Origin of the sequence: Pseudomonas cuatrocienegasensis, assembly GCF_900110925.1 — a bacterium.
GTDB classification, from domain to species: Bacteria; Pseudomonadota; Gammaproteobacteria; order Pseudomonadales; family Pseudomonadaceae; genus Aquipseudomonas; species Aquipseudomonas cuatrocienegasensis.
The window spans coordinates 126,161-148,182 of the sequence record NZ_FOFP01000009.1; the positions used below are offsets into that span (position 1 = coordinate 126,161).

Here is a 22,022-nt window from a genome sequence, read left to right on the forward strand (position 1 = left end):
CCCTTAGACGAGAACAGCCCATGAGTTTCAATTTGCACAACCGCAGCCTGTTGACACTGAAAGACTTCACCCCTGAGGAAATTCGCTTTCTGCTTGACCTGGCCGCCGATCTCAAGCGCGCCAAGGCGGCGGGCAACGAACAGCCACGGCTCAAGGGCAAGAACATCGCGCTGATCTTCGAGAAGCCGTCCACGCGCACCCGCTGCGCCTTTGAAGTGGCGGTGCACGACCAGGGCGGGCACGTCACCTGCCTCGATTCCGGCACCTCGCAACTGGGCCACAAGGAGTCGCTAAAGGACACCGTCCGGGTTCTTGGGCGCTACTACGACGGTATCGAATACCGGGGCTTCCACCAGAGTGTGGTCGAGGAGTTGGCGCGCTACGCCAATGTGCCTATCTGGAACGGGCTGACCGATGAGCTGCATCCCACGCAAATTCTTGCGGACTTACTGACCATGCAGGAGTTCGGCGAAAAACCGCTGCATGAGCTGAGCTTCTGCTACCTGGGGGATGCCAGCTTCAATATGGGCAGCTCGTTACTGGTAGGGGGCACGCTGATGGGCATGGATGTGCGCATCTGCTCGCCCGCCGATCTGCAGCCGCCCGCCGAGCTGGTGATGCAGATGCGTGAGCTGTCCAAGCGCACCGGAGCCCGCATCAGCCTGGAAAGTGACCCGATCAAGGCTGTGGCCGGTGCAGACTTCCTCTACACCGACGTGTGGGTATCCATGGGGCAGGACGATGAAGTATGGCAGCGCCGCATCGACCAGTTGCTGCCATACCAAGTCACTACCGCTCTGATGCAGGCCACCGGTAAACCGCTCACCAAGTTCATGCATTGCCTGCCTGCGTTTCACGGTCTGGACACCGAGGTTGGGCGCGAGGTTTTCGAGAAATACGGTCTCAGCGAGATCGAGGTGACCGACGAAGTGTTCGAGTCCGACGCATCGATTGTCTTCACTCAGGCCGAGAACCGTATGCACACCATCAAGGCCGTACTGGTCGCGACCCTGGGATGAACAGCCAAGGAGCCAACCGATGAGGATTGTCGTCGCGCTGGGCGGTAATGCACTGCTGCGCCGCGATCAGCCGCCAACGGCAGAAAACCAGTTGGCCAATATCCGCCGGGCGGCCGTGCAATTAGCGCGTGTAGCTGCGCAGCACAACCTGGTGCTGACCCACGGCAACGGTCCGCAGGTCGGGCTCCTGGCGCTGCAGGCGGAGGCTTATGTGCAAGTTGACGCTTACCCCTTGGACGTCTTGGGCGCGCAGACCGATGGCATGATCGGCTACCTGTTGGAGCAGGAACTGGCCAATCTGCTACCCGCCACACGGGCCGTAACGACTCTGATGACCCGCGTGGAGGTGAACGCCCATGACCCCGCTTTTACCCATCCCAGCAAGCCGATAGGGCCGCTTTACACCCAGGCACAGTCCGTGCAAATCGCTGCAGCCAAGGGCTGGAGCATGGCGGCGGATGGCGCGGCCTTCCGGCGCGTGGTGGCATCGCCGCAACCGCAACGCGTGCTCGGGCTGCAGGCCATCCGCTGGTTACTGGCGCATGACGCGCTGGTGATCGCCGCCGGTGGCGGTGGCATCCCGGTGGCGCGCAATACCGAGGGCGACGGGCTGCACGGAGTCGAGGCAGTGATCGACAAAGACCTGTGCAGCAGCCTACTGGCGCGCGAGCTGCACGCCGATGTGCTGGTGATCGCAACCGATGTAGCGGCGGTCTACCTCGACTGGGGCAAACCCACGCAACGCGCCCTCAACAAGGTCACGCCACAAGCGCTGAGCGAGCACGCATTCGCCGCAGGCTCGATGGGACCAAAGGTGCAAGCAGCACAGGCCTTCGTCCTCGCGACCGGTCGGCGTGCGGTGATCGGCTCGCTCGAACACATCGAAGCCATGCTCGCCGGCTCTGCCGGTACCCAGGTCTGCCTGGCAACAGCAGATACGCTGCCCTACATGAGTAATGTCAACTCTCTTGATCCCTGACAAAGCGCGCTGCAGCGTTCAAGCGTTTACTGGTGCCAGAAACGTGTCGGTAGACGACCCCAAGGTGGCTCGATGGACTTCAAGGATTACTACAAGGTGCTCGGGCTTGAGCCGGGAGCAGACGACAAAGCCGTGAAAACGGCCTACCGCAAACTGGCGCGTAAATACCACCCCGACGTCAGCAAGGAAGCGGATGCGGAAAATAAATTCAAAGAAGTCGCCGAAGCCTATGAGGTGCTGAAAAGCACCGAAACCCGGGCCGAATACGACGAGCTACGTAAACATGCCGAGTACGGGCGCCCCTTTGAACCGCCCCCTGGCTGGCAACCACCCGGCAATGCGGGCTATTCCAGCGGTGGTAATAGCAACAGAGAGTTCTCCGACTTCTTCGAGTCGATTTTTGCGGGCGCTGGCCGTGCCCACGACGCCGGTAGCAGCAGTGCACGCCGCGGCCAGGATATTGAAATGGCGCTGCCGCTGCTGCTGGAAGAAACCCTGAGCGATGACACCAAGACCATTGCCTTTCAGCTTCTGCAATACAGCCCAGACGGCCAGCCCTTGCCGGCGATCAGCAAGACCTTGAACGTAAAGATCCCAGCTGGGGTGAGCCATGGTGAGCGCATTCGCCTGAAGGGGCAGGGCGCGCCGGGGTTAGGCGGTGGTGCCAATGGCGATCTGTATTTGCTGATCCAGCTGGTGCCCCACCCGCTGTTCGACGTTGAAGCGCACAACCTGATCATCACCGTGCCGCTGGCGCCTTGGGAGGCTGCGTTGGGTAGCCAGGTCACGCTGCCGACGCTGAACGGCAAGATCAACTTGCGCGTACCGGCCAACACGCAAGCGGGGCAACGCCTGCGGATCAAGGGCAAGGGCCTGCGCAACAAGTCCGGTGAGCCGGGTGACCTGTATGCGTTGTTCAAGATCGTCATCCCCGCTGAAACCGACGAGCCTGTGCGTGCGCTATGGGCACAGCTGGCTGAGCAAGCCGCTTTCAATCCGCGCGCACAGTGGAGCCAGTGATGAGCCGTCTGATCATGCAACTGAACATTGAAGAGTTCTGCCAGTGCGCTGAGCTACCGCAGACGATTTTGCTGGAGCTTGTTGAGCACGGCATTGTCGAGCCCAGTGGGGCGACACCGGAACAATGGCGGTTTGGCAGCAACGCACTGGCTGTCGTCAAGCGCGCGTTTCGCTTACAGAGCGACCTGCAAATCGACTGGGCCGGTGTTGCTCTGGCGTTGCAGTTGCTCGATGAGCTGGAGCAACTGCACGCCGAAAATAACCACCTGCGCCGACGCCTGAGTCGCTTCGAGCAACCCTAAGGTTGCGCCATTACCCAACTCCGCTGCTTAGAGAGCAAAGGTCACTATGTCAGTCAGCCGTAAATGGATCTTCCCCGCCGTCAGCGTCGCCCTTGTGGCCATTATCGCTGCCGGTCTCTGGTACACCTTGCGCCCCACGGGCTTGGGCGACGGCTTTGCCAGCGGCAATGGCCGGATCGAAGCCACCGATGTCGATGCGGCCAGCAAGCTGGCAGGGCGTATCGCCAGTATTGAGGTCGAGGAGGGCGAGTTCGTCAAGGCCGGGCAGGTGATTGCGCGCATGGACACCCAGGTGCTGCAGGCGCAAGTACTTCAGGCTCAGGCGCAAATGCGCCAGGCCCAGAACAGCCAACTGACAGCCAGCGCCCAGGTACGCCTGCGCGAGAGCGAGAAAGTGACCGCTGAGGCCATCGTTCGCCAACGGCAAGCGGAAGTCTCTGCCGCGCAAAAGCGTCATGCCCGCAGCGCCATTCTGGTCAAGCGCAATGTCATGGCGCAGCAACAGCTGGATGATGACCTTGCCCATTTGCAAAGCACCCAGGCGGCGCTGGCCGCTGCCCAGTCCCAGGTTATTTCCGCTGAAGCGGGGATTGCCGCTGCCCAGTCCCAGGTGATTGAAGCGCTGTCCGCCGTGGAGGCCGCCGAGGCCAGCGTCGAGCGTTTACGGATCGATATCGAGGACAGCCAACTCAAGGCACCACGCACGGGGCGAGTGCAATACCGTATCGCCGAGCCGGGTGAAGTGATAGGGGCGGGCGGCAAGGTGCTCAATCTGGTCGATCTGAGTGATGTCTACATGACCTTTTTCCTGCCCGAACAGCAGGCCGGCCGGGTCGCCTTGGGAGCAGAGGTGCGTCTGGTGATTGATGCCATACCCCAGTATGTGATCCCGGCCGAGGTCAGCTATGTGGCCAGCGTCGCCCAGTTCACCCCGAAAACCGTGGAAACCGCCAGCGAGCGCGAAAAGCTGATGTTTCGGGTCAAGGCGCGACTGGATCCACAGCTATTGCAGCAGCATCTTACCCAGGTCAAAACCGGGGTGCCTGGAGTCGCATACCTGCGCCTCGACCCACAGGTCGAGTGGCCCGAACACCTGGCGATCAAGGTTCCGCAGTGAGCGCGCCTGCAGCACCCGTGGCGCAGTTGCATGAGGTCAGCCTGCAGTACGGTAAAACCTGCGCGCTCAACGCCGTCAGCCTGGAAATTCCCGCGCGTAGCATGGTCGGTTTGATCGGCCCCGACGGGGTGGGTAAATCCAGCCTGCTAGCCTTGATTGCCGGCGCCCGTAAAATCCAGAGCGGGCAAATCGAAGTGCTTGGCGGCGACATGGCCAGCCGTGACCATCGCCGGCAAGTCTGCCCGCTCATCGCCTATATGCCCCAGGGGTTGGGCAAGAACCTCTACCCGACGCTCTCGGTGATCGAGAATCTGGACTTCTTCGCCCGCCTGTTCGGCCAGGCTGAGTCGGAGCGCAAAACCCGCATTACCGAACTGCTGCGTAGCACCGGGCTCAGCGAGTTTGGCGAGCGGCCAGCGGGCAAGCTGTCCGGCGGCATGAAGCAGAAGCTCGGGCTGTGTTGCGCACTGATCCACGACCCTGACCTGCTGATCCTCGACGAACCGACCACCGGCGTCGATCCGCTGTCGCGCAACCAGTTCTGGGAGCTGATCGAACGCATTCGCCAGCAGCGCCCACAGATGAGTGTGTTGGTCGCCACTGCTTACATGGAGGAAGCCGAGCGCTTCGATCATCTACTGGCCATGGACGACGGCGCTGTGCTGGCCACCGGCAGCCCGGCCGAGTTACTCGCCTCGACTGGCTGCGAAAGCCTGGAACAGGCCTTTATCACACTGTTGCCGGAAGCCAAGCGCAGCGCGCACAAGCAGTTGGTGGTCTTGGCGCGGCCCAGTGGTAACCAGGAAATTGCCATCGAAACCCGTGGCCTGACCATGCGCTTCGGCGATTTTGTCGCGGTAGACAGCGTCGACTTTCGCATCGAGCGTGGGGAGATTTTCGGCTTTCTCGGCTCAAACGGTTGCGGCAAGACCACCACCATGAAAATGCTCACCGGCCTGCTGCCAGCGAGTGAAGGGCAGGCCCTGCTGTTCGGTCAGACGGTAAACGCAAACGACATGGCGACGCGCAAGCGGGTCGGCTATATGTCGCAGTCATTCTCGCTGTACGCCGAGTTGAGCGTGCGACAGAACCTGGTTCTGCACGCGCAGCTGTTTCACGTACCGGCCACGGAGATCGCGGCGCGGGTGACGGCCATGGCTGAGCGTTTCAGCCTGGGTGGCATCATGGAGGAGCTGCCCGAGCGCCTACCACTGGGCATTCGCCAGCGCCTTTCACTGGCTGTAGCGGTCATTCACAAGCCAGAAATTCTCATCCTCGACGAGCCCACATCAGGTGTCGACCCGATTGCCCGTGACCTGTTCTGGCAGCTGATGCTCGATCTCTCGCGCAATGACGGGGTGACCATTTTCATCTCCACCCACTTTATGAATGAGGCACTGCGCTGCGACCGCATCTCCTTGATGCACGCCGGCAAAGTGCTCGCCAGCGACACGCCTAAGGCACTGATGAGCAAGCGCGAACTGCCCAGCCTGGAAGCCACCTTTATCGCCTACTTACAGGATGCCGTTGGCGAACAGGCGCAAGTACCAGCCCCCGAAGCAACAGAGGCTACGCCAGGGGCAGCGGCGAAAACGCTAAAGCGTAAACGGTTCAGCCTGTTACGCCTGTTTAGCTACACCCGCCGCGAAACCCTGGAGCTGCGCCGTGACCCGATTCGCGGCGGCATGGCGTTGCTCGGCACGCTGCTGCTGCTGTTTATCATCGGCTATGGCATCAGCCTGGACGTCGAGAACCTGACCTACGCCGTGCTCGACCGCGACCAGACCACCACCAGCCAGGCTTACGCGCTCAATCTGGCCGGTTCTCGCTATTTCATCGAGCAAGCGCCGCTGCACGATTACGATGAGTTGGACCGTCGCATGCGCAGTGGCGAGATCAGTCTGGCGGTGGAAATCCCGCCCAACTTTGGTCGTGACCTCAAACGTGGCGCTGTACCCCAGGTGGGTATGTGGCTCGATGGCGCCATGCCGATGCGCGCTGAAACCATCCGTGGTTATGTGACGGGCTTGCATGCCGGCTACTTGCAGGAGATGGCCCGGCAGGACAGCGCGGCGACCGCGAGCACCCTGCCAACCCTGGAAGTGCGCTACCGCTATAACCCGGACGTGGAAAGCCTGAATGCCATGGTGCCGGCCGTAATCCCGCTGTTGCTGATGCTGATTCCGGCGATGCTCACAGCCCTCGGCGTGGTGCGCGAAAAAGAGTTGGGGTCGATCATCAACCTATATGTCACGCCGGTCACACGCCTGGAGTTCCTGCTTGGCAAGCAACTGCCGTATATCGCCCTGGGCATGCTCAATTTCGTTCTGCTGGTGATAGCCGCAGTGTGGGTATTCGATGTGCCACTCAAAGGTGGCCTGCTGGCGTTGATGGTTGGCGGTCTGCTGTACATCAGCTGCGCCACGGCCATGGGACTGTTGATGTCGACCTTCACCCGCAGCCAGATCGCTGCGGTTTTCGGTACGGCCATCGTTACCCTGATCCCGGCCATTCAGTTCTCCGGATTGATCTACCCAGTAGCGTCACTGGAAGGCTTTGGTGCCCTGGTTGGCCAGATTTACCCCACCTCGCACTTTCTGATCATCAGTCGTGGGGTGTTTTCCAAAGCGCTTGGTTTCGCTGAGCTGTACAGCTACTTCATTGCCTTGTTGGTGACCATTCCGGTCCTGTTGGCATTGTGTACCAGCCTGCTGAAAAAACAGGAGGCCTGACATGGAGCAACTGGCGAACATCTTTCACCTGGGGCTCAAGGAGCTGCGCAGCCTGCAGCGCGACCCCGCACTGCTGCTGTTGATAATCTGGGCCTTTACCCTGGGGATTGTTACCGCGGCCACCAGCATGCCGGAAAGCCTGCACAACGCCTCTATCGCCGTAGTCGACGAAGACCGTTCACCACTCTCTGCACGTTTGATCGACGCCTTTCAGCCACCGTTCTTTCGACCTCCGCAGCTTATTGAGCTGGACCAGATGGATCACGGCATGGACTCCGGGCAGTACACCTTCACCCTCAATATACCGCCGGACTTCCAGCGCGACGTACTCGCCGGGCACAGCCCGGCGATCCAGCTCAATGTCGATGCCACGCAGGTGAGCATGGCCTTCACTGGTGCCGGCTATATCCAGGTGATTGGCGCCGAGGAGGTCAGTGCATTCTTGCGTCGTTACCGTGCCGAGCTGCCGCAGCAGGCGCAGGTGGCCATCCGCGTAGCATTCAACCCAAACCTGACGCGCAGCTGGTTCGGCTCGGTGATGGAGGTGATCAACCAGATCACCATGCTGTCGATTATTCTCACTGGCGCCGCACTTATCCGCGAGCGCGAGCATGGCACCATCGAGCACCTGCTGGTCATGCCCGTGACACCACCCGAAATTATGTTGGCCAAGATCTGGTCGATGGGCCTTGTCGTGCTGCTGGCCACCGCGCTTTCGCTGCTGCTGGTGGTGCAAGGCTGGCTGCAGGTGCCGATTGCCGGCTCACTGCCGCTGTTTCTCTGTGGTGCACTGCTGCACCTGTTCGCCACCACGTCGATGGGCATCTTCTTTGGCACCATCGCCCGCTCGATGCCGCAACTGGGCCTGTTGATCATTCTGGTATTGATCCCACTACAGATCCTCTCGGGGGGTACCACACCGCGTGAGAGCATGCCTGAGCTGGTGCAGCAGATCATGCTGGTGGCGCCCACTACCCACTTTGTCGATCTGGCCCAGGCGATTCTCTACCGCGGTGCGGGGTTCGCCACTGTGTGGCCACAGTTCTTGGCAATCATCGCCATCGGTGGGTTGTTTTTTACCGGCGCGCTGCTGCGCTTTCGCAAGACGCTGGCGCAGATGTCTTAAGTGACCTAGCTGAAACCGCTATCAATCAACACAAAGTGTCGAGACGCTTCAAATGGTGAGCAATACTGGAGCGGCAAACCAGATATGTCTGCAAGCGTAAGAGCTCCATCTCACTGGAAGAAAGTAGGGGAGCAAGCCCCTCGGTGATTCAGGGGGTTGCTTAAAAACCTGGGAAGTGCACTTAAGGTGTTGAGTTGAGTGCCGATACCTTGAGCACTACCCAGCGATGAGCATTTCTGCTCGTGGCGAACTGCCAACTCTCGAGAGTACGTTCAATGAATATTAAGCAGAAGCTGACTTGGGCCTTTGCGGTAATCGCCTGCGTGCCCATTCTCTTGGTCGCAGTGGTGGTCATCTACAATTTACGCGCTCAGGCAGAGGCAGATTTTGTAGACGGTAGTGCAAGAGAAATTCGCCAAGTCGATAATGCGATGAGTATGTTTTTCAAAGGTATCAGCGAGAATGTTGAGTACCTTGCGGGTCTTCCCCAGGTAGTCGCTGCGCCATCACTGAAGAACTACTCGTCAGCGGATGCACCCAGCATCCCGCTGCCAGCCGCTAATCAGGAGTTGGAGAGTCTCTTTGATCGCTTTGCGAAAGCGCATCCAACCACCGCTTATCTTTCTTATGGCCGTGTCGATGGCGGCTATGCCATCTGGCCAAGCGATCCGGGTCTCAAGAGCTACGATCCCCGAGTACGTCCCTGGTACAAAGCTGCGCTGGCAAACCCGGGGAAAGCGCAACGCACGGCAGCCTATTACTGGGCGCCCGACGATGCGGTGTTGATCGGTACGGTCCGCACGGTTAATGACACCCAGGGCAACCTGGCCGGTGTAGTTGGCCTGGATGTCTCGCTCAAGCAGCTCACTGACCTGGTTAAGCAGATCAAAATTGGCGAGACCGGCTATCTCATGCTGGTGGAGGACGGCGGTAATGTCCTGGTTGACCCCAGCAACGCGGAGCATAACTTCAAGTCTCTCGCCGATCTGGGCGGCGACTACGCCAAGATGGTCGGCGCCAAGGGGCTTGTCGACGTGGAGCTGAACGGCACGCGCTATATGGCTAATATCTGGCCCTCGCCGGGGCTGGGCTGGCGTTTCATTGGCTTGATCGAACATAAAGAAGTAGTGGCCAAGGCCAACGCTCTAGCCTGGCAGGTTGCGGTCATTGTTCTGCTGCTGGCAATTGTCTTTGCCCTTGTTGGTGCGGTATTCGCAAAGCTCATCGTTAATCCCATTCGTAGCGTTGCCAATGGCCTTGAGGGCATCGCCCAAGGCGAGGGCGATCTTACCCGCAACCTCGCGGTACAAGGCAAAGATGAAACCGCGATGCTGGCGCAATGGTTCAACCAGTTCCTTGGAACAATCCGTCAGCTTGTACAGCGCATTATTGATGCTTCGGCGGCATTGCGGCAGACATCCGAAGGCTCAACCCGCGTAGCCCAAGACATGACAGATGTAGCGGAGCGCCAGCGTGAAGCCGTGGAAATGGTGTCCACAGCATTTAACGAAATGGTCGCTACTGCCAACGAAGTGGCGCGATCCTGTAGTGAAGCCGCAACGTCCGCCGATGAAGGCCATCGCCAGGTGTACGCCGGGCAGGCGCAGATCGTGGATGCCAGCAGCAGTGTCGCAAGTTTGAGCGACAACCTGCAGCAGTCAGCGCAAGCTTTGCAGGTATTGGAGCAGGACAGTCAGAACATCTACGCGATCCTGGGCACCATCCGCGCCATCGCTGAACAGACCAACCTGTTGGCGCTGAATGCGGCAATCGAGGCCGCTCGTGCTGGCGACCAGGGGCGTGGCTTTGCGGTTGTGGCTGATGAAGTACGGGCCCTCGCTCAGCGCACATCCCAGTCCACCGGTGAGATCGACACCCTGCTGGGTGGCCTTGCTCGGCGCACCCAGGAGGTCACCAAACAGATGCAGAGCAGCCTTGAGATGTCTCAAACCAGTGTCGAGCGCATCGAGTTGGCGAGCCAGAGTTTCGAACAGATTCGTGGGGCAGTGGATCATATCCGCGACCAGAACACGCAGATCGCCACTGCTGCCGAGGAGCAGCACCATGTTGCCGAAGACATCAATAGGCACATCGTGCAGATCCAGAGCGACGCGCTGGCGGTCGAGAATCTCGCGCAATCGGCGCACCGCGACTCGCAGGAACTGGCTCAGTTGTCCGATCAACTGCACGGGCTGGTTGGCCGTTTCAAAGCTTAGATGGCCTGAGCCCCGTCGCTATCAGGGGCAGTAGCGTTAGAGAAAAACCAACTCGAACGGCTGCTGCAATCGGGCCAATGCTGGCGCTGAGAACGCCGGGGAGCCGCCGTGCAGTTGGCTGGCAAACGCCTGCACGGCATGCCGCTTGCGCGCCTGGGCCCAGCGATCCAGGTGCAGCTTGCGCGCCCGCTCCCAGGGCAGGCGTGGGTCTTCCGGGCTGGCCCAGCGCCAGGCATCCAGCGGTACTTCATGAAAGCGCGCGCCGACCATGGCGCAGGCTGCTGCGGTACTGCGCCCGCAGGCCTCATGGTCGGCATCGCCATCTTCGCGCCAGGTGCTGAAGACCACGTCATCGGCATGCAGGTAGGTGCCGAGGAACGCCTGCAGCGCATCGTCCTGGCGGTTCAGGTTGCCTGCGCTGAAACCGCCATGCACCCACTGCAGGTCGGCCGCCGGTACGCCCAGGCGCTGCAGGGCTTCAGCGGTTTCCAGGGGGCGGATGATCGCCAACTGCTCCGGCGTCCAGCGCGAGCGCAGCGGTTGGCCATGGGGAATGCCATTGCTCAGGGAGATCAGCAACAGCGCGCGCTGCTCACGGTGCAGCAGTTGCAGCAAGCCGCCCCAGGCCAGCACCTCGGCGCCGGGGTGCGGCGCAACCAGCACCGCGCGCCCCCCGGCCGGTACCAGATGACTGACCAGCATGCTCTGCACCCGCGCCAGGTGCCGTGAGGCATTCCAGGCGCGTACGGCGGTCCCGCTGCCTTCCACTGGCGTGGCGTTCACTGCGTATCCTTCTGCAACTCGAACAGCAGCAGCGAGCGGCCGGTGACGATGAACTCATGGCCAAACTCCAGGCGTTCGATGTGGGCGACGTCGGGCAGGTTGGTGTCGATCAGGCACTGCCAGTGATTGCCCTCGGCCACCTCGGGCAGGGTGAAGTTGACCACGTCGTGGTGTGCGTTGAGGATCAGCAGCAAGGTTGCATCGGCACCGCTGCGGCGGATGCCGGTGGGCTGTGCGCGACCGTCCATCAGCATGCCCAGGCAGCGAGCGTTGCCGTCGGTCCACTGCTCCTCGGTCATCTCGTTGCCGCACGGCGACAACCAGGCAACATCCTTGACCCCCAGTTCTTCGTTGTACTTGCCCACCAGAAAGCGCCCGCGACGCAGGATCGGGTAGCGGTGGCGCAGGGCGATCAGGCGTTGGGTGAAGGCCAGCAGGCTGACGCCTTCGTCATCCAGCTCCCAGTCGACCCAGGCCAGCTCGCTGTCCTGGCAATAGACGTTGTTGTTGCCTTGCTGGGTGCGGCCGAATTCATCACCGGCCACCAGCATCGGCGTGCCCTGGGCGAGCAGCAGGGTGCTCATCAGGTTGCGCATCTGGCGCAGGCGCAGGCTGCGGATTTCCGGGTCGTCGGTGGGGCCTTCGCAGCCGTGGTTCCAGGACAGGTTGTTGTCGGTGCCGTCGCGGTTGTCTTCGCCGTTGGCCATGTTGTGCTTGTGGTCGTAGGACACCACGTCGCGCAGGGTGAAGCCGTCGTGGGCGGTGATGAAGTTGACTGAGGAGAACGGCCGGCGACCGCGTTGGTTGAAGTAGTCGCCCGAGGCGGTCAGGCGGCTGGCCAGCTCGGCCACCTGGCCCTCGTCACCGCGCCAGAAGGCACGGGTGTTGTCGCGGAACTTGTCGTTCCACTCGACCCAACCGGGCGGGAAGCCGCCGACCTGGTAGCCGCCGGGGCCACAGTCCCAGGGCTCGGCGATCAGCTTGACCTTGCTCAGCACCGGGTCCTGGCGGCAGGCGACGAGAAACGCATGGCGCTCTTCATAGCCGTGGGCATGGCGGGCGAGGATGGTCGCCAGGTCGAAACGGAAGCCGTCCACGCGCATTTCCGTGGCCCAGTAGCGCAGCGAGTCGGTGACCATCTGCAGCACGCAGGGGTGGCTCAGGTCGAGGGTGTTGCCGGTGCCCGAGTCGTTGATGTAGTAGCGCTTGTCGTCAGGCATCAGGCGGTAGTAGGAGGCGTTGTCGATGCCGCGCATCGACAGGGTCGGGCCCAGCTCGTTGCCTTCGGCGGTGTGGTTGTAGACCACGTCGAGGATCACCTCGAGGCCGGCATCGTGCAGGTGCGCGACCATTTCCTTGAATTCGTTGATCTTGCCGCTGGCCAGGTACTCGGCGTGGGGCGCGAAGAAGGCGATGCTGTTATAGCCCCAGTAGTTCTTCATGCCCTTTTCCAGCAGGTGCTTGTCGTCGACGAAGCCGTGCATCGGCAGCAGCTCGACGCTGGTGACGCCGAGCTTGCGCAGGTGCTGCAATACCTCACTGTTCATAAAGCCGGCGCAGGTGCCGCGCAGGTGCTCGGGCACCGCCGGGTGGCGCATGGTGGTGCCGCGCAGGTGCGCTTCGTAGATCACCGTGTTGTCCCAGGGCGTGCGCTTGAACGACTGCGAACCCCAGGTAAAGGCCGGGTCGATGACCTTGGCCTTGGGTACGAAGGCGGCGCTGTCGCGGGTGTCGAAGCTGAGGTCGGCGTCGTGGTGGCCGATGGTGTAGCCAAACAGCGCCTCGGACCATTTCAGGGTGCCGATCAACTGCTTGGCATAGGGTTCGATCAACAGCTTGTTGGGGTTGAAGCGGTGGCCAGCATCGGGTTCGTAGGGGCCGTATACACGGTAGCCATACACCTGGCCGGGGTGCGCATCGGGCAGGTAGCCGTGCCAGATTTCATTGGTGTATTCGGGCAGTTCGATGCGTTCGAGTTCGGTTTCGCCCTTGCTGTCGAACAGGCACAGCTCGACCTTGGTGGCGTGGGCGGAGAACACGGCGAAGTTCACGCCAAGCCCGTCCCAGGTGGCGCCCAGGGGGAAGGGTTGGCCTTCGGTGATGCGCGAGCGCTGCATGATCTCGGGCGCACGGAAGGTGCTGCTGGTCGGTGCGCTGGTGGTGCGGCTCATGGGGTGTTTCTCCTGGTCAAGGCGAGCGGGGCTCAGGCCTTGGGTTTAGCGGGTTTGGCGGCAGCTTTCGGGCTGCTCGCGGGCGTTGTGCTGCTGGCGGTCTTGCTGGTCCGGGGTTGCTTCACGGCAGCGCCCGGCTCCACGGGGGCGGTGGCTTTCTTGGCCGCGGGTTTGCGTGGTGTCGGGGCTTTCACCGGTTGCCCGGCGGCTTCGGCGGCGGCGAGTTTTTCCGCCATCTCCCAGTGCCGCGCCTGCTGGTTGTCGGGGCGGCCTTCGGACTCCCAGATCTGGTAGGCGAACTCGCGGATGCGGCTTTCGTCGCGTGCAGTGGTTTTTGGGCTGGCGGGCTTCTTGGCGGTTGGGCTCATGTCAGCGGCTCCTGGGTGGTAGTGGTTAAGCGCAAAACGGTGACGGGTAGGTGGGCGAGCACCTGACCCAGTGGGAGTGAGTGATCCTCCAGGGGCTGCCAGTCGCTCTCGAGCAACCCCTGGTAGTGGCTCGCCTGCCAATCCGGCGGCAGCAGTACCTCGGTGTCGCCCCAGCGTTCGGCGGCGATATGCGGCAAGCCCGCGACCAGCGCACTGGCGCGGCACGGCAGGATCACCACCAGGCGTTCGGCGCCGTGACAGCGGGCGAAGGCCAGCACCTGTTCGGCCTGGGCGCCGCGCACCTGCAGCGGCAGGTAGCTGCCCGCGGCGAACACGGCTGGCTGCTCGGTGCGCAGGGCGAGCACGGCGGCGATCAAACGCTGTTTGATGCGCCCATCGCGCCACTGTGCGAGCAGTTGCGTGGGCGTCTCGGGCGAGGCCAGGGCGGCGACGCGGGCGGGGTAATCCACGGGGCGGCGGTTGTCTGGGTCGACCAGGCTGAAATCCCAGTAATCGCAGCCTTGGTACAGGTCTGGAATACCTGGCGCGGTCAGGCGCAGCAGGGTCTGGGCCAGGCTATTGAGCGCGCCGGGAGCGGCGAGCGTAACCACGGCCGCAGCGATCGCTTCACGCAAGGGCGCACCTTCGGGTGACATCAGCAGGCCGTCGAGAAAAGCATGGCAGGCCTGTTCGTAGCGCTCGTTGGGGGCGTTCCAGGTGCTGCGCAGCTTGGCTTCGCGCAGGGCCTTCTGTTGCCACTGGCGCAACCGTTCGGCATAGACGGCGATGCCGGACTGATCATCCACCAGCAGGTCCAGCGGCCAACTGCCGAGCAGGGCCTGGAAGGTGATCAGGCAGTCACCCGCCGAGGGCGCAACGCCGTCGGCCAGCTCGACCCGTAGCGGCGCAGCCAGGTCAAACCAGGTTCGCGCCTGTTCGGCGAACCAGTCGCCGCGCTCGCTGAGCACGGCCAGGCGGGCGCGGGTGTCTTCGCCACGCTTGTGGTCGTGGGTCGCTGTGGTCAGCAGGTTGCCCGGCCAGTACTGCGCACGGCCCTGGTTGAAGGCATGAAACTCGGCCACGGGCGCGCTGAACTGTTGCGGGTCGAAGCCCACATCGTTACGCGCCAGGGCCACGGCGGAGCGGTAGCAGGCGGTGTCTTCCACGGCTTTGGCGGCAGCCGGTGAGGTCAGTTGCTGGAAGCGCGTAAGCACCGTTTGCCGCAAATAGCGCGCCTTGCCGGCCGGCACAGCGCGCAGCGGCTCGCCGCCCAGCCAGCGGTCCAGGTGCTGCAGCAGGGGCCAGTCGGCTTCGGCCAGGTCGCCGCGCGCACCGTCCAGGGCCTGGGTGAACAAGGCCTGGTCAGCCGGGCTGCGGCCACAGGCGCCGGCATAGGTGCGGTACACCGGAAAGTGCACGATCAGCGCCTGCAACGCCCTGCGAATGGCACCCAGGGTCAGGTCGCGGGTGGCCAGGTCGGCGCGGGCGATCAGCAGCAGGCCCTGGGCGACGGCTTCCAGGTCGCCGGCCAGGGAGGTGCTGAGCACCCACTGCCGCGCTTCGCGCACTTCCACCATAAAGTCGGCCGGGCGCTCGCTGAGCGCGGTCCAGAGCTCAGCCATGGGCGCTTCACCCTCGGGGGCATGTTGCAGCAGCGACACCTGGTTCATAAACTCGTAGCCGGTGGTGCCGTCCACCTGCCAATCGGCGGGCAGCTGCTCGCCAGCGCCGAGAATCTTCTCGACCACGATCAGAAAATCGTCAGTCGGCCGACCATTGGCGGTCAGCAGGCTGTTGACCCGGCGGCGCAGCTTGCGGCAATAGGCGCGGGGGTTGGCCAGGCCGTCGATATGGTCGATGCGCAGGCCGTCGATCAGGCCGCGCTCGATCAGCTCGAAGATTTTTACATGGGTGGCCTCGAACACATCACTGCGCTCGACGCGCAGACCGCCCAGCTCATTGATGTCGAAGAAGCGCCGCCAGTTGATGTCATCAGCCGCCGTGTGCCAGCTTGCCAGACGGTAATGCTGGCGTTCGAGTAACTGGTGCAGACGCTGTAAACCGTCCGGGGTGACTGGCCGGTAGCTGGCCATGGCCATCAGTACGGCATCTGACATCGGCGAGTGGCGCAGCAGTTCGGCAAACTCGGCGCGCAATAGGCGCGCGGTATGCCAGGCATCCGCGGTGCCATCCAGCGCGGCAAAACGGGCGGCCAGCCCCTGCAGTTCAGGCTGTGCGCAGTGGCGCAGCAATTCGGCGTAGGTCGGCGGGGAGAGCGGGAAACGGTGTTCGTAATGGGCGCAGTAGAAAGCACCGCCTGCTTTGTCCAGGTGCAGGACGATTTCCCCGGCCTGCAGCACCTCGTAATAGTCGGTACGCAGGAAGGGCAGCAGCAACTGGCCGCGCATCAGCGGGTCGTGGGATTGCCACTGGATATCGAAGAAGGCCGCGTAGGGGCTGGCAACGCCCCATTCGAGCACATCCAGCCACCAGGGGTTGCCGTCACCGCCGACCGCCATGTGGTTGGACACGATGTCGATGATCAGCCCCATGTTGCGGGCGCGCAGGGCGCTGACCAGGCGCTCAAGCGCCGCTTCGCCGCCCAGCTCGGGGTTGATGCAGGTGGGGTCGAGCACATCGTAGCCATGCATCGAACCTGGGCGCGCCTTGAACAACGGTGAGGCATACAGGTGGCTGACACCCAGGCCGGCGAAGTAATCGACCCACTCGACGGCGTCGTCGAGGGTGAAGTCTTTGTGAAATTGCAGGCGCGCGGTAGCGCGTACTTCAGTCATGGGAGCTGTCCTGGGCGCTGCGGCGTGCCTGTGCAAGGCCGTAGAGACGGTGATTGACGCGGGGCATGTCGAGCATCGCGCCGGCGTCCACCGCCCAGCGTCGCCGCCAGTTGGGGTGCAGGTCGCCGGGGCCCGGCAAATTGGGTTGCTGATCGCTGGCCATGGCATCTTCCAGGGGCAGCAACACCAGCGGTGCAGGGGTCTGGCCGACATAGCCCATGGCGGCATCGAGCAGCGCCTCGGGCTCATCCAGGGCGCGCCCGCTGTGGGCTTCAAGGGCCTCGCGCAGGGCGTGGGCCTCGCGGCGGCGCAGGCTCAGGTCACCGGCGGTATGCTCGGCATCGCGGTGGCCGGCGCGCTCACGCCAGTGAATGTCTTCGCCGGTGTACCAACCGCTGATGCTCGGCAAATCGTGGGTGGTGGTCGTGGCCAGGGCATCGCGGGGCCAGTCGGCCGGGGCGATGAAACGGCCGTGCTGCTGCTCGAACAGCAGCACGCGCATGCCCAGAATGCCGCGTTGCGCCAGGCGTTCGCGCAGGCCCTCGGGCACGGTGCCGAGGTCTTCGCCGATGACCAGGGCGTTGTGCCGGCTGGCTTCCAGGCTGACCAGGCGCAGCAAGTCGTCCAGCGGGTAATTGAGGTAGCCGCCGTCTTGCGAGCCGGCGCCGCGCGGGATCACCCACAGGCGTTGCAGGCCCATGATGTGGTCGATACGGATGCCGCCCGCGTGGGCCATATTGGCCCGCAGCATTTCAATAAAGGCCCGGTAACCGTGGCGCACCAAGCCTTCGGGGGAGAAGGCCGAGACACCCCAGCTTTGCCCGGAACGGTTGAGAATATCCGGCGGCGCACCCACGGTGACGCCGCTCAAGAATTCTTCCTGGCGCGACCAGGCCTGGCTGCCGGCCGGGTCGGCGCCCACGGCCAGATCAGCGATCAGACCGATGTGCATGCCGGCCTGGCGCGCAGTCGCCTGCACCTGGTCCATGCAGCGCGCCACGAGCCACTGGCCGAACGCCTGCAACTCGACCTGTTCGCTCAGCGGTGCCAGCAACTGAGCCAGGGCCGTGTGGTCTGGCGCCTGGTACAGCGTCGGCCACGCCTGCCAATCGCCGGGTAAGCCCTGGCTCAGCAGGGCGGTGCGCAGGGTCTCGAAACGGCAATGCAGCAATAAAGCCTCACCGCCCTCGGCGCAGAAGGCCGCGAAGTCGTCGCGTAATGGCGCGGCGGCCTGGGCGAAATCCAGGTGCAATTGGCGCAGCAGCGCCTGACGCGCTGCGCTCACGCCGGGCCAGTCGACCAGATCGAGGTCGCTCAGGCGCTGCCACTCGTCCTCCAGCCCGGCGCGCGCCAGGGCGGCATCGACGGCAGCCTGGCCGAGCACTTGCGCCGGTGCGGCATGCAGCACATTGCTGAACAAGCGGCTGGAGGGCGAGTAGGGGCTGAAAATCTGATTATCGCTGCCATACATGGCATGGGTCGGGCTGATGGCCAGGGCATCGGCGCCCTTGCTCGCGGCGCTGCGCACCAGTTCGGCCAGAGCGGCGGTGTCGCCCAGGCCGCCGTCCCCCGGGCGGCGCAGCCCGTACAGTTGCGCCGACAGACCCCAGGCCAGGCGGCGCGCAGGGGCACACAGCTCGGCCACCGAGGGGCAGGCGGGCGGCGCCACGGCGAGAGTCACCATTTGGCCGGCAATCTCCAGGCGCTGGTAGCCGCAACTGTGGCAGGCCGGCAATTGCGCCAGGGCGCTCAGGGTGCCGGTGTGGGTTTCGCCATTCGCAAAGATCAGGCTAAAGGCGCTGTCGGGTGCCAGCCAGCGGGACAGGTCCAACGGCTGGCCTTGATCTACGGTGAGCAGCGGCGGCATACCGGCCTCACGGCGCTGCGCAAGCAATGTGGCAAGGCTCTCGGCGGCCTGGGCGTCGCTGTCTGCCATGTGGCCCAGGGCGCCGAGCAGCGGCCGCAGGGTGGCCTCCTGCAGGCGTTGCGGGTTGCCATCGGCATCCACCCAATCCAGGCTCAGACCCGCTTCCTGTGCCAGACGATAGAGCGCATCACTCATGACTGAATCCTCAGGGTGGCGACCAGGCTGCGTGGCGGGAGGGTGCCGCTCTGCAGGTAGCTGTCGAGCTCTAGCCCCGTGGCAAACAGCAGGTCTGCGCCCTCGGCCGGTGGCGCTGCAGCGGCGTCGGCCTCGCCCAGATTGAGGTCGATGCGCAGCTCACTGCCATCGCCCAGCAGCCAGGCCGCGGTCAGTGCGCCTTCGGCCAACACGGTGACCTGGGCCAATTGCGCGCCGGGCAGGCGCGGGGTGATCCAGCGTTGGCGCAAGGCCAGCAGTTGTTGGTACAGCGCAGGCCAACCGTGGCTTTGCGCCATGTCAGCCGGGCGTTGCGGCACCGACGCATGGAAGGTACTCAGGGCATTGGGGTCGGGAATCGTGCTGCGGCGCTCGGCATCAGCAAAGGCGGCAAAATCGGCGAATTCGCTGCGCCGGCCTTCGCGCACGGCGTCACCCAGGGCGTCGTGGTGATCGGTGAAAAACAGAAACGGCTGCTCGCAGCCCCATTCCTCGCCCATAAATAGCAGCGGCACCATGGGGCAGAGCAGGTGCAGGGCCACGGCGGCGCGTAAAGCCTCGGGATCGGCCAGGCTGACCAGGCGCTCGCCAAAGGCGCGGTTGCCGGTCTGGTCGTGGTTTTGCAAAAACAGCACGAAGGCGGTCGGCGGCAGGTGGCCGCTGGGCTGGCCACGCGCTGTACCGCGGCGCGAGGTTTCACCTTGGTAGATGAAGCCCTCGCCGAGGCAGCGGGCCAGCTTGCGTGTGGCGTCCTGGGTGAAGTCGGCGTAGTAGCCTTCCTGCTCGCCGGTCAACAGGCAGTGCAGGACGTTATGGCCGTCGTCATTCCATTGCGCATCGAAGCCGTCCTGCAGCAGCGCCGCATTGTTGTCTTCGTTCTCCAGCACCAGGTGCACCTGGCGTTCGCTGCCGGTGGCCTGGCGTACACGCTGGGCCAGCTCGCGGAGAAAATCGTCATCCTCAATGGCGTGCACCGCATCCAGGCGCAGGCCGTCGACACGGTAGTCGAGCAGCCACATCAGGGCATTCTCGATAAAGAAATCGCGCACTTCGCGGCGGCGAAAATCGATGGCATCGCCCCAGGGCGTCTGCCGGTCGTGGCGGAAGAAGTCGCGGGCGTAAAGGCCGAGGTAGTTACCGTCCGGGCCGAAGTGGTTGTAGATGACGTCGACGAAGACCATCAGACCAAGGCCGTGGGCCTGGTCGATCAACGCGCGCAGCTCGTCCGGGCTGCCGTACTCGCGCTGGGGGGCGAAGGTCAGCACGCCGTCATAGCCCCAGTTGCGCTGACCGGCGAAGCTGCCCAGAGGCATCAGCTCGATGGCGGTAATGCCCAGCTCGGCCAGGCGCGGCAGCTCGCGGGCGACACCGGCGTAGCCGCCAAGGGCGCCGACATGCAATTCATAGAGCACCGTCTCGTGCCAGGGCCGGCCTTGCCAGTCGTTGTGCACCCATGGGTAGGTGCGCGGGTCGACCACCACGCTGGGGCCGTGAACATCATGGGCCTGGGCGCGCGACGCTGGGTCCGGCACCTGGTGCTGGCCGTCGATTAAAAACTGATAACGGGTGCCGGCCGGGCAGGCCACATCGGCGGCGAACCAGCCGTGCTCACCGGCCTGCATGGCATAACGGTCGCCGCTGCCGAGGACCAACGCCACCTCGTGGGCGTTGGGTGCCCAGAGCGCGAAGTGGGTGTTGCCGTGGGAGTCGAGGTGGGCACCGTGGGTCGACAACGTCATCACCGGCTGGCCCTGCGCATGGCCAACTGCACGGGCTTGCTGACCCCGATCAGGTCGCGGTACAGCTGGTCGTAGGGGCGTGCCGACTGGCGCCAGTACAGCGGGGCGGACATCGCCTGGCAGCGCATGGCACTGAGCAGCGCAGGGTGACGGAACACCTTGAGCGCACGACTGATGGCCTCCAGGTAGCTGTCGGCGTTGGCTTGATCGAACAAAAAGCCACTGACGCCATCTTCGATGGTATCGGCCAGGCCGCCGGTGCGCCGGGCGATCGGCAGGGAACCGAAGCGCTGGGCGTACATCTGGCTCAAACCGCAGGGCTCGAAACGCGAGGGCATCAGCAGGAAATCACTGCCGGCGTACATGCGTCGGGCATCGGTTTCGTTGAAGCCGATCTGCACACCGATACGGCCCGGATGGCGCGCGGCCAGCTCGCGCATGGCTTGCTCCAGCTCCGCCTCGCCGCGGCCGATGACCGCCAGGCGGCCGCCACCGGCAACGATGCGCTCGGCGACTTGCAGGGTCAGGTCGATGCCTTTTTGTTGCACCAGGCGCGAGACCACGGCGAACAGCGGGCCGTCATCGGCATCCAGGGCAAACAGTTGCTCGACATAGCGGGCATTGGCGCGCTTGCCAGCGAGGTCGCGGGGGCTGAAGCCGGCGACCAGATGGGCATCGTGCTGCGGGTCCCAGCTTTCGTCGATGCCATTGGTGATGCCGCTGAGCTGGCCGCGAATCGCCTTGTGCTTGAGCAGGCCTTCGAGGCCACAGCCGAAGGTTTCGCTGGTGATCTCGCGGGCATAGGTGCGGCTGACCGTGGTGATATGGCTGGCATGGGCCAGGCCGGCTTTCATAAAGGACAGCTTGCCGTAGAACTCCATGCTCTCCGGGCTGCTGGCGCTGGCCGGCAGGCCGAGTTCCGGGCTGCAATGCAGGTCGCACAGGCCCTGGTAGGCGAGGTTATGCACGGTAAACACGCTCGGCGTTTTCAGCCCGCGCCAGGCCATATAGGCCGGCGCCAGGCCCGCTGGCCAGTCGTTGGCGTGGACCAGATCGGGCTGCCAGGCCATGCCGGCGTTGGTCGCGGCGATCTCGGCAGCCGCCAGGCCCAGGCGGGCGAAACGGATATGGTTATCCGGCCAGTCGCGCAGTTGCGTGTCGCCGTAGGGACCGCCTTCGCGCTCGTACAATTCCGGGCTGAGCAGCACATAGACAATCAGCCCGTCAGGCAGGTCCATACGGCCAATGCGACAAGCGGGCAGGGCGGCATGCCCGCCGACTTCACCGACCACGCGAATCGGGTGGCCGCTGTCGAGCACCTGGCGGTAGCCGGGGATCAGCACCCGCACATCGTGGTGCTGGGCCAGTGCTCGGGGCAGGGCTGCCGATACGTCGCCCAGGCCGCCGACCTTGACCAGGTCGGCAATTTCCGAGGTGACGAAGAGAATTCGTTGTGTGTCTGCTTGCCGCGTTTCGACATGCAGGACAGGGCGCGCCTGCTGCAGGTTGACGTCCGTGATCCGCGCTGATGCCACTGCATTACCCATACCCGCCTCCAGACTTCCTTCGTCGCAG

At 63.6% G+C, this 22,022-nt stretch carries 15 protein-coding genes and 1 pseudogene; 9 read left to right on the forward strand and 7 right to left on the reverse strand.

Features of this window, described 5'->3' with window-relative positions; translation table 11 throughout:
- Positions 1-20: 20 nt before the first annotated feature.
- From argF to BMW49_RS25645, 9 genes and pseudogenes are all read left to right on the forward strand, one after another.
- A complete protein-coding gene (gene argF / locus BMW49_RS14060) occupies positions 21-1,019 on the forward strand; it encodes an ornithine carbamoyltransferase (RefSeq protein ID WP_069517226.1) in 999 nt (332 codons plus the stop codon).
- A gap of 19 nt (positions 1,020-1,038) precedes the next feature.
- Complete coding sequence (gene arcC, locus BMW49_RS14065; RefSeq protein ID WP_069517225.1) at positions 1,039-1,998, forward strand: carbamate kinase; 960 nt, start codon at positions 1,039-1,041, stop codon at positions 1,996-1,998.
- A 72-nt stretch (positions 1,999-2,070) separates the two neighbouring features.
- Positions 2,071-3,018 (forward strand): DnaJ C-terminal domain-containing protein, encoded by a 948-nt coding sequence (locus tag BMW49_RS14070; protein WP_069517224.1) that lies wholly within the window; start codon positions 2,071-2,073, stop codon positions 3,016-3,018.
- Complete coding sequence (locus tag BMW49_RS14075; RefSeq protein WP_069517223.1) at positions 3,018-3,320, forward strand: chaperone modulator CbpM; 303 nt, start codon at positions 3,018-3,020, stop codon at positions 3,318-3,320. Before BMW49_RS14070 ends, BMW49_RS14075 begins: the two co-directional genes overlap by 1 nt.
- 46 nt (positions 3,321-3,366) lie before the next feature.
- Positions 3,367-4,437, forward strand: a complete 1,071-nt coding sequence (locus tag BMW49_RS14080) for an HlyD family secretion protein (protein WP_069517222.1) — start codon at positions 3,367-3,369, stop codon at positions 4,435-4,437.
- Complete coding sequence (rbbA, locus tag BMW49_RS14085) at positions 4,434-7,169, forward strand: ribosome-associated ATPase/putative transporter RbbA (protein WP_069517221.1); 2,736 nt, start codon at positions 4,434-4,436, stop codon at positions 7,167-7,169. The genes BMW49_RS14080 and rbbA overlap by 4 nt, the downstream gene beginning before the upstream one ends.
- A 1-nt stretch (position 7,170) precedes the next feature.
- Complete coding sequence (locus BMW49_RS14090) at positions 7,171-8,295, forward strand: ABC transporter permease (protein WP_069517220.1); 1,125 nt, start codon at positions 7,171-7,173, stop codon at positions 8,293-8,295.
- Positions 8,296-8,570: 275 nt separating this feature from the next.
- A pseudogene (locus BMW49_RS25640) lies at positions 8,571-9,656 on the forward strand (cache domain-containing protein); the annotation flags it as partial.
- Between the two features lie 126 nt (positions 9,657-9,782).
- Complete coding sequence (locus tag BMW49_RS25645; protein WP_425272764.1) at positions 9,783-10,511, forward strand: methyl-accepting chemotaxis protein; 729 nt, start codon at positions 9,783-9,785, stop codon at positions 10,509-10,511.
- A gap of 36 nt (positions 10,512-10,547) precedes the next feature.
- On the opposite strand, the gene BMW49_RS14100 is transcribed toward BMW49_RS25645, so the two are convergent.
- The 7 genes from BMW49_RS14100 to glgA all read right to left on the reverse strand — a co-directional run bounded on the left by BMW49_RS14100 (position 10,548) and on the right by glgA (position 21,994).
- Positions 10,548-11,294 carry a PIG-L deacetylase family protein gene (locus BMW49_RS14100; RefSeq protein WP_069517218.1) on the reverse strand — a complete coding sequence of 249 codons (747 nt, stop codon included), beginning with the start codon at positions 11,292-11,294 and terminating at the stop codon, positions 10,548-10,550.
- The gene (gene glgX / locus BMW49_RS14105; RefSeq protein WP_090390975.1) at positions 11,291-13,411 is read right to left on the reverse strand and encodes a glycogen debranching protein GlgX; all 2,121 of its coding nucleotides are present in this window, start codon (positions 13,409-13,411) and stop codon (positions 11,291-11,293) included. The genes BMW49_RS14100 and glgX overlap by 4 nt, the downstream gene beginning before the upstream one ends.
- Positions 13,412-13,497: 86 nt before the next feature.
- Positions 13,498-13,833: a DUF2934 domain-containing protein gene (locus BMW49_RS14110; RefSeq protein WP_069517216.1), complete on the reverse strand. Its 336-nt coding sequence runs from the start codon at positions 13,831-13,833 to the stop codon at positions 13,498-13,500.
- The gene (locus BMW49_RS14115; protein WP_069517215.1) at positions 13,830-16,628 is read right to left on the reverse strand and encodes a malto-oligosyltrehalose synthase; all 2,799 of its coding nucleotides are present in this window, start codon (positions 16,626-16,628) and stop codon (positions 13,830-13,832) included. The genes BMW49_RS14110 and BMW49_RS14115 overlap by 4 nt, the downstream gene beginning before the upstream one ends.
- Positions 16,621-18,690: a 4-alpha-glucanotransferase gene (gene malQ / locus BMW49_RS14120; RefSeq protein ID WP_069517214.1), complete on the reverse strand. Its 2,070-nt coding sequence runs from the start codon at positions 18,688-18,690 to the stop codon at positions 16,621-16,623. Before malQ ends, BMW49_RS14115 begins: the two co-directional genes overlap by 8 nt.
- Positions 18,687-20,447 (reverse strand): malto-oligosyltrehalose trehalohydrolase, encoded by a 1,761-nt coding sequence (treZ, locus tag BMW49_RS14125; protein WP_069517213.1) that lies wholly within the window; start codon positions 20,445-20,447, stop codon positions 18,687-18,689. Before treZ ends, malQ begins: the two co-directional genes overlap by 4 nt.
- Positions 20,447-21,994: a glycogen synthase GlgA gene (glgA, locus tag BMW49_RS14130; RefSeq protein WP_069517212.1), complete on the reverse strand. Its 1,548-nt coding sequence runs from the start codon at positions 21,992-21,994 to the stop codon at positions 20,447-20,449. Before glgA ends, treZ begins: the two co-directional genes overlap by 1 nt.
- Positions 21,995-22,022 lie beyond the last annotated feature (28 nt).

Coding starts and splice junctions, on each gene's coding strand:
- argF (WP_069517226.1), top strand. CDS start 21: ATGAGTTTCAATTTGCACAACCGCAGCCTGTTGACACTGAAAGACTTC.
- arcC (WP_069517225.1), top strand. CDS start 1,039: ATGAGGATTGTCGTCGCGCTGGGCGGTAATGCACTGCTGCGCCGCGAT.
- BMW49_RS14070 (WP_069517224.1), top strand. CDS start 2,071: ATGGACTTCAAGGATTACTACAAGGTGCTCGGGCTTGAGCCGGGAGCA.
- BMW49_RS14075 (WP_069517223.1), top strand. CDS start 3,018: ATGAGCCGTCTGATCATGCAACTGAACATTGAAGAGTTCTGCCAGTGC.
- BMW49_RS14080 (WP_069517222.1), top strand. CDS start 3,367: ATGTCAGTCAGCCGTAAATGGATCTTCCCCGCCGTCAGCGTCGCCCTT.
- BMW49_RS14090 (WP_069517220.1), top strand. CDS start 7,171: ATGGAGCAACTGGCGAACATCTTTCACCTGGGGCTCAAGGAGCTGCGC.
- BMW49_RS25645 (WP_425272764.1), top strand. CDS start 9,783: ATGGTGTCCACAGCATTTAACGAAATGGTCGCTACTGCCAACGAAGTG.
- glgX (WP_090390975.1), bottom strand. CDS start 13,411: ATGCAGCGCTCGCGCATCACCGAAGGCCAACCCTTCCCCCTGGGCGCC.
- BMW49_RS14110 (WP_069517216.1), bottom strand. CDS start 13,833: ATGAGCCCAACCGCCAAGAAGCCCGCCAGCCCAAAAACCACTGCACGC.
- BMW49_RS14115 (WP_069517215.1), bottom strand. CDS start 16,628: ATGACTGAAGTACGCGCTACCGCGCGCCTGCAATTTCACAAAGACTTC.
- malQ (WP_069517214.1), bottom strand. CDS start 18,690: ATGAGTGATGCGCTCTATCGTCTGGCACAGGAAGCGGGTCTGAGCCTG.
- treZ (WP_069517213.1), bottom strand. CDS start 20,447: ATGACGTTGTCGACCCACGGTGCCCACCTCGACTCCCACGGCAACACC.
- glgA (WP_069517212.1), bottom strand. CDS start 21,994: ATGGGTAATGCAGTGGCATCAGCGCGGATCACGGACGTCAACCTGCAG.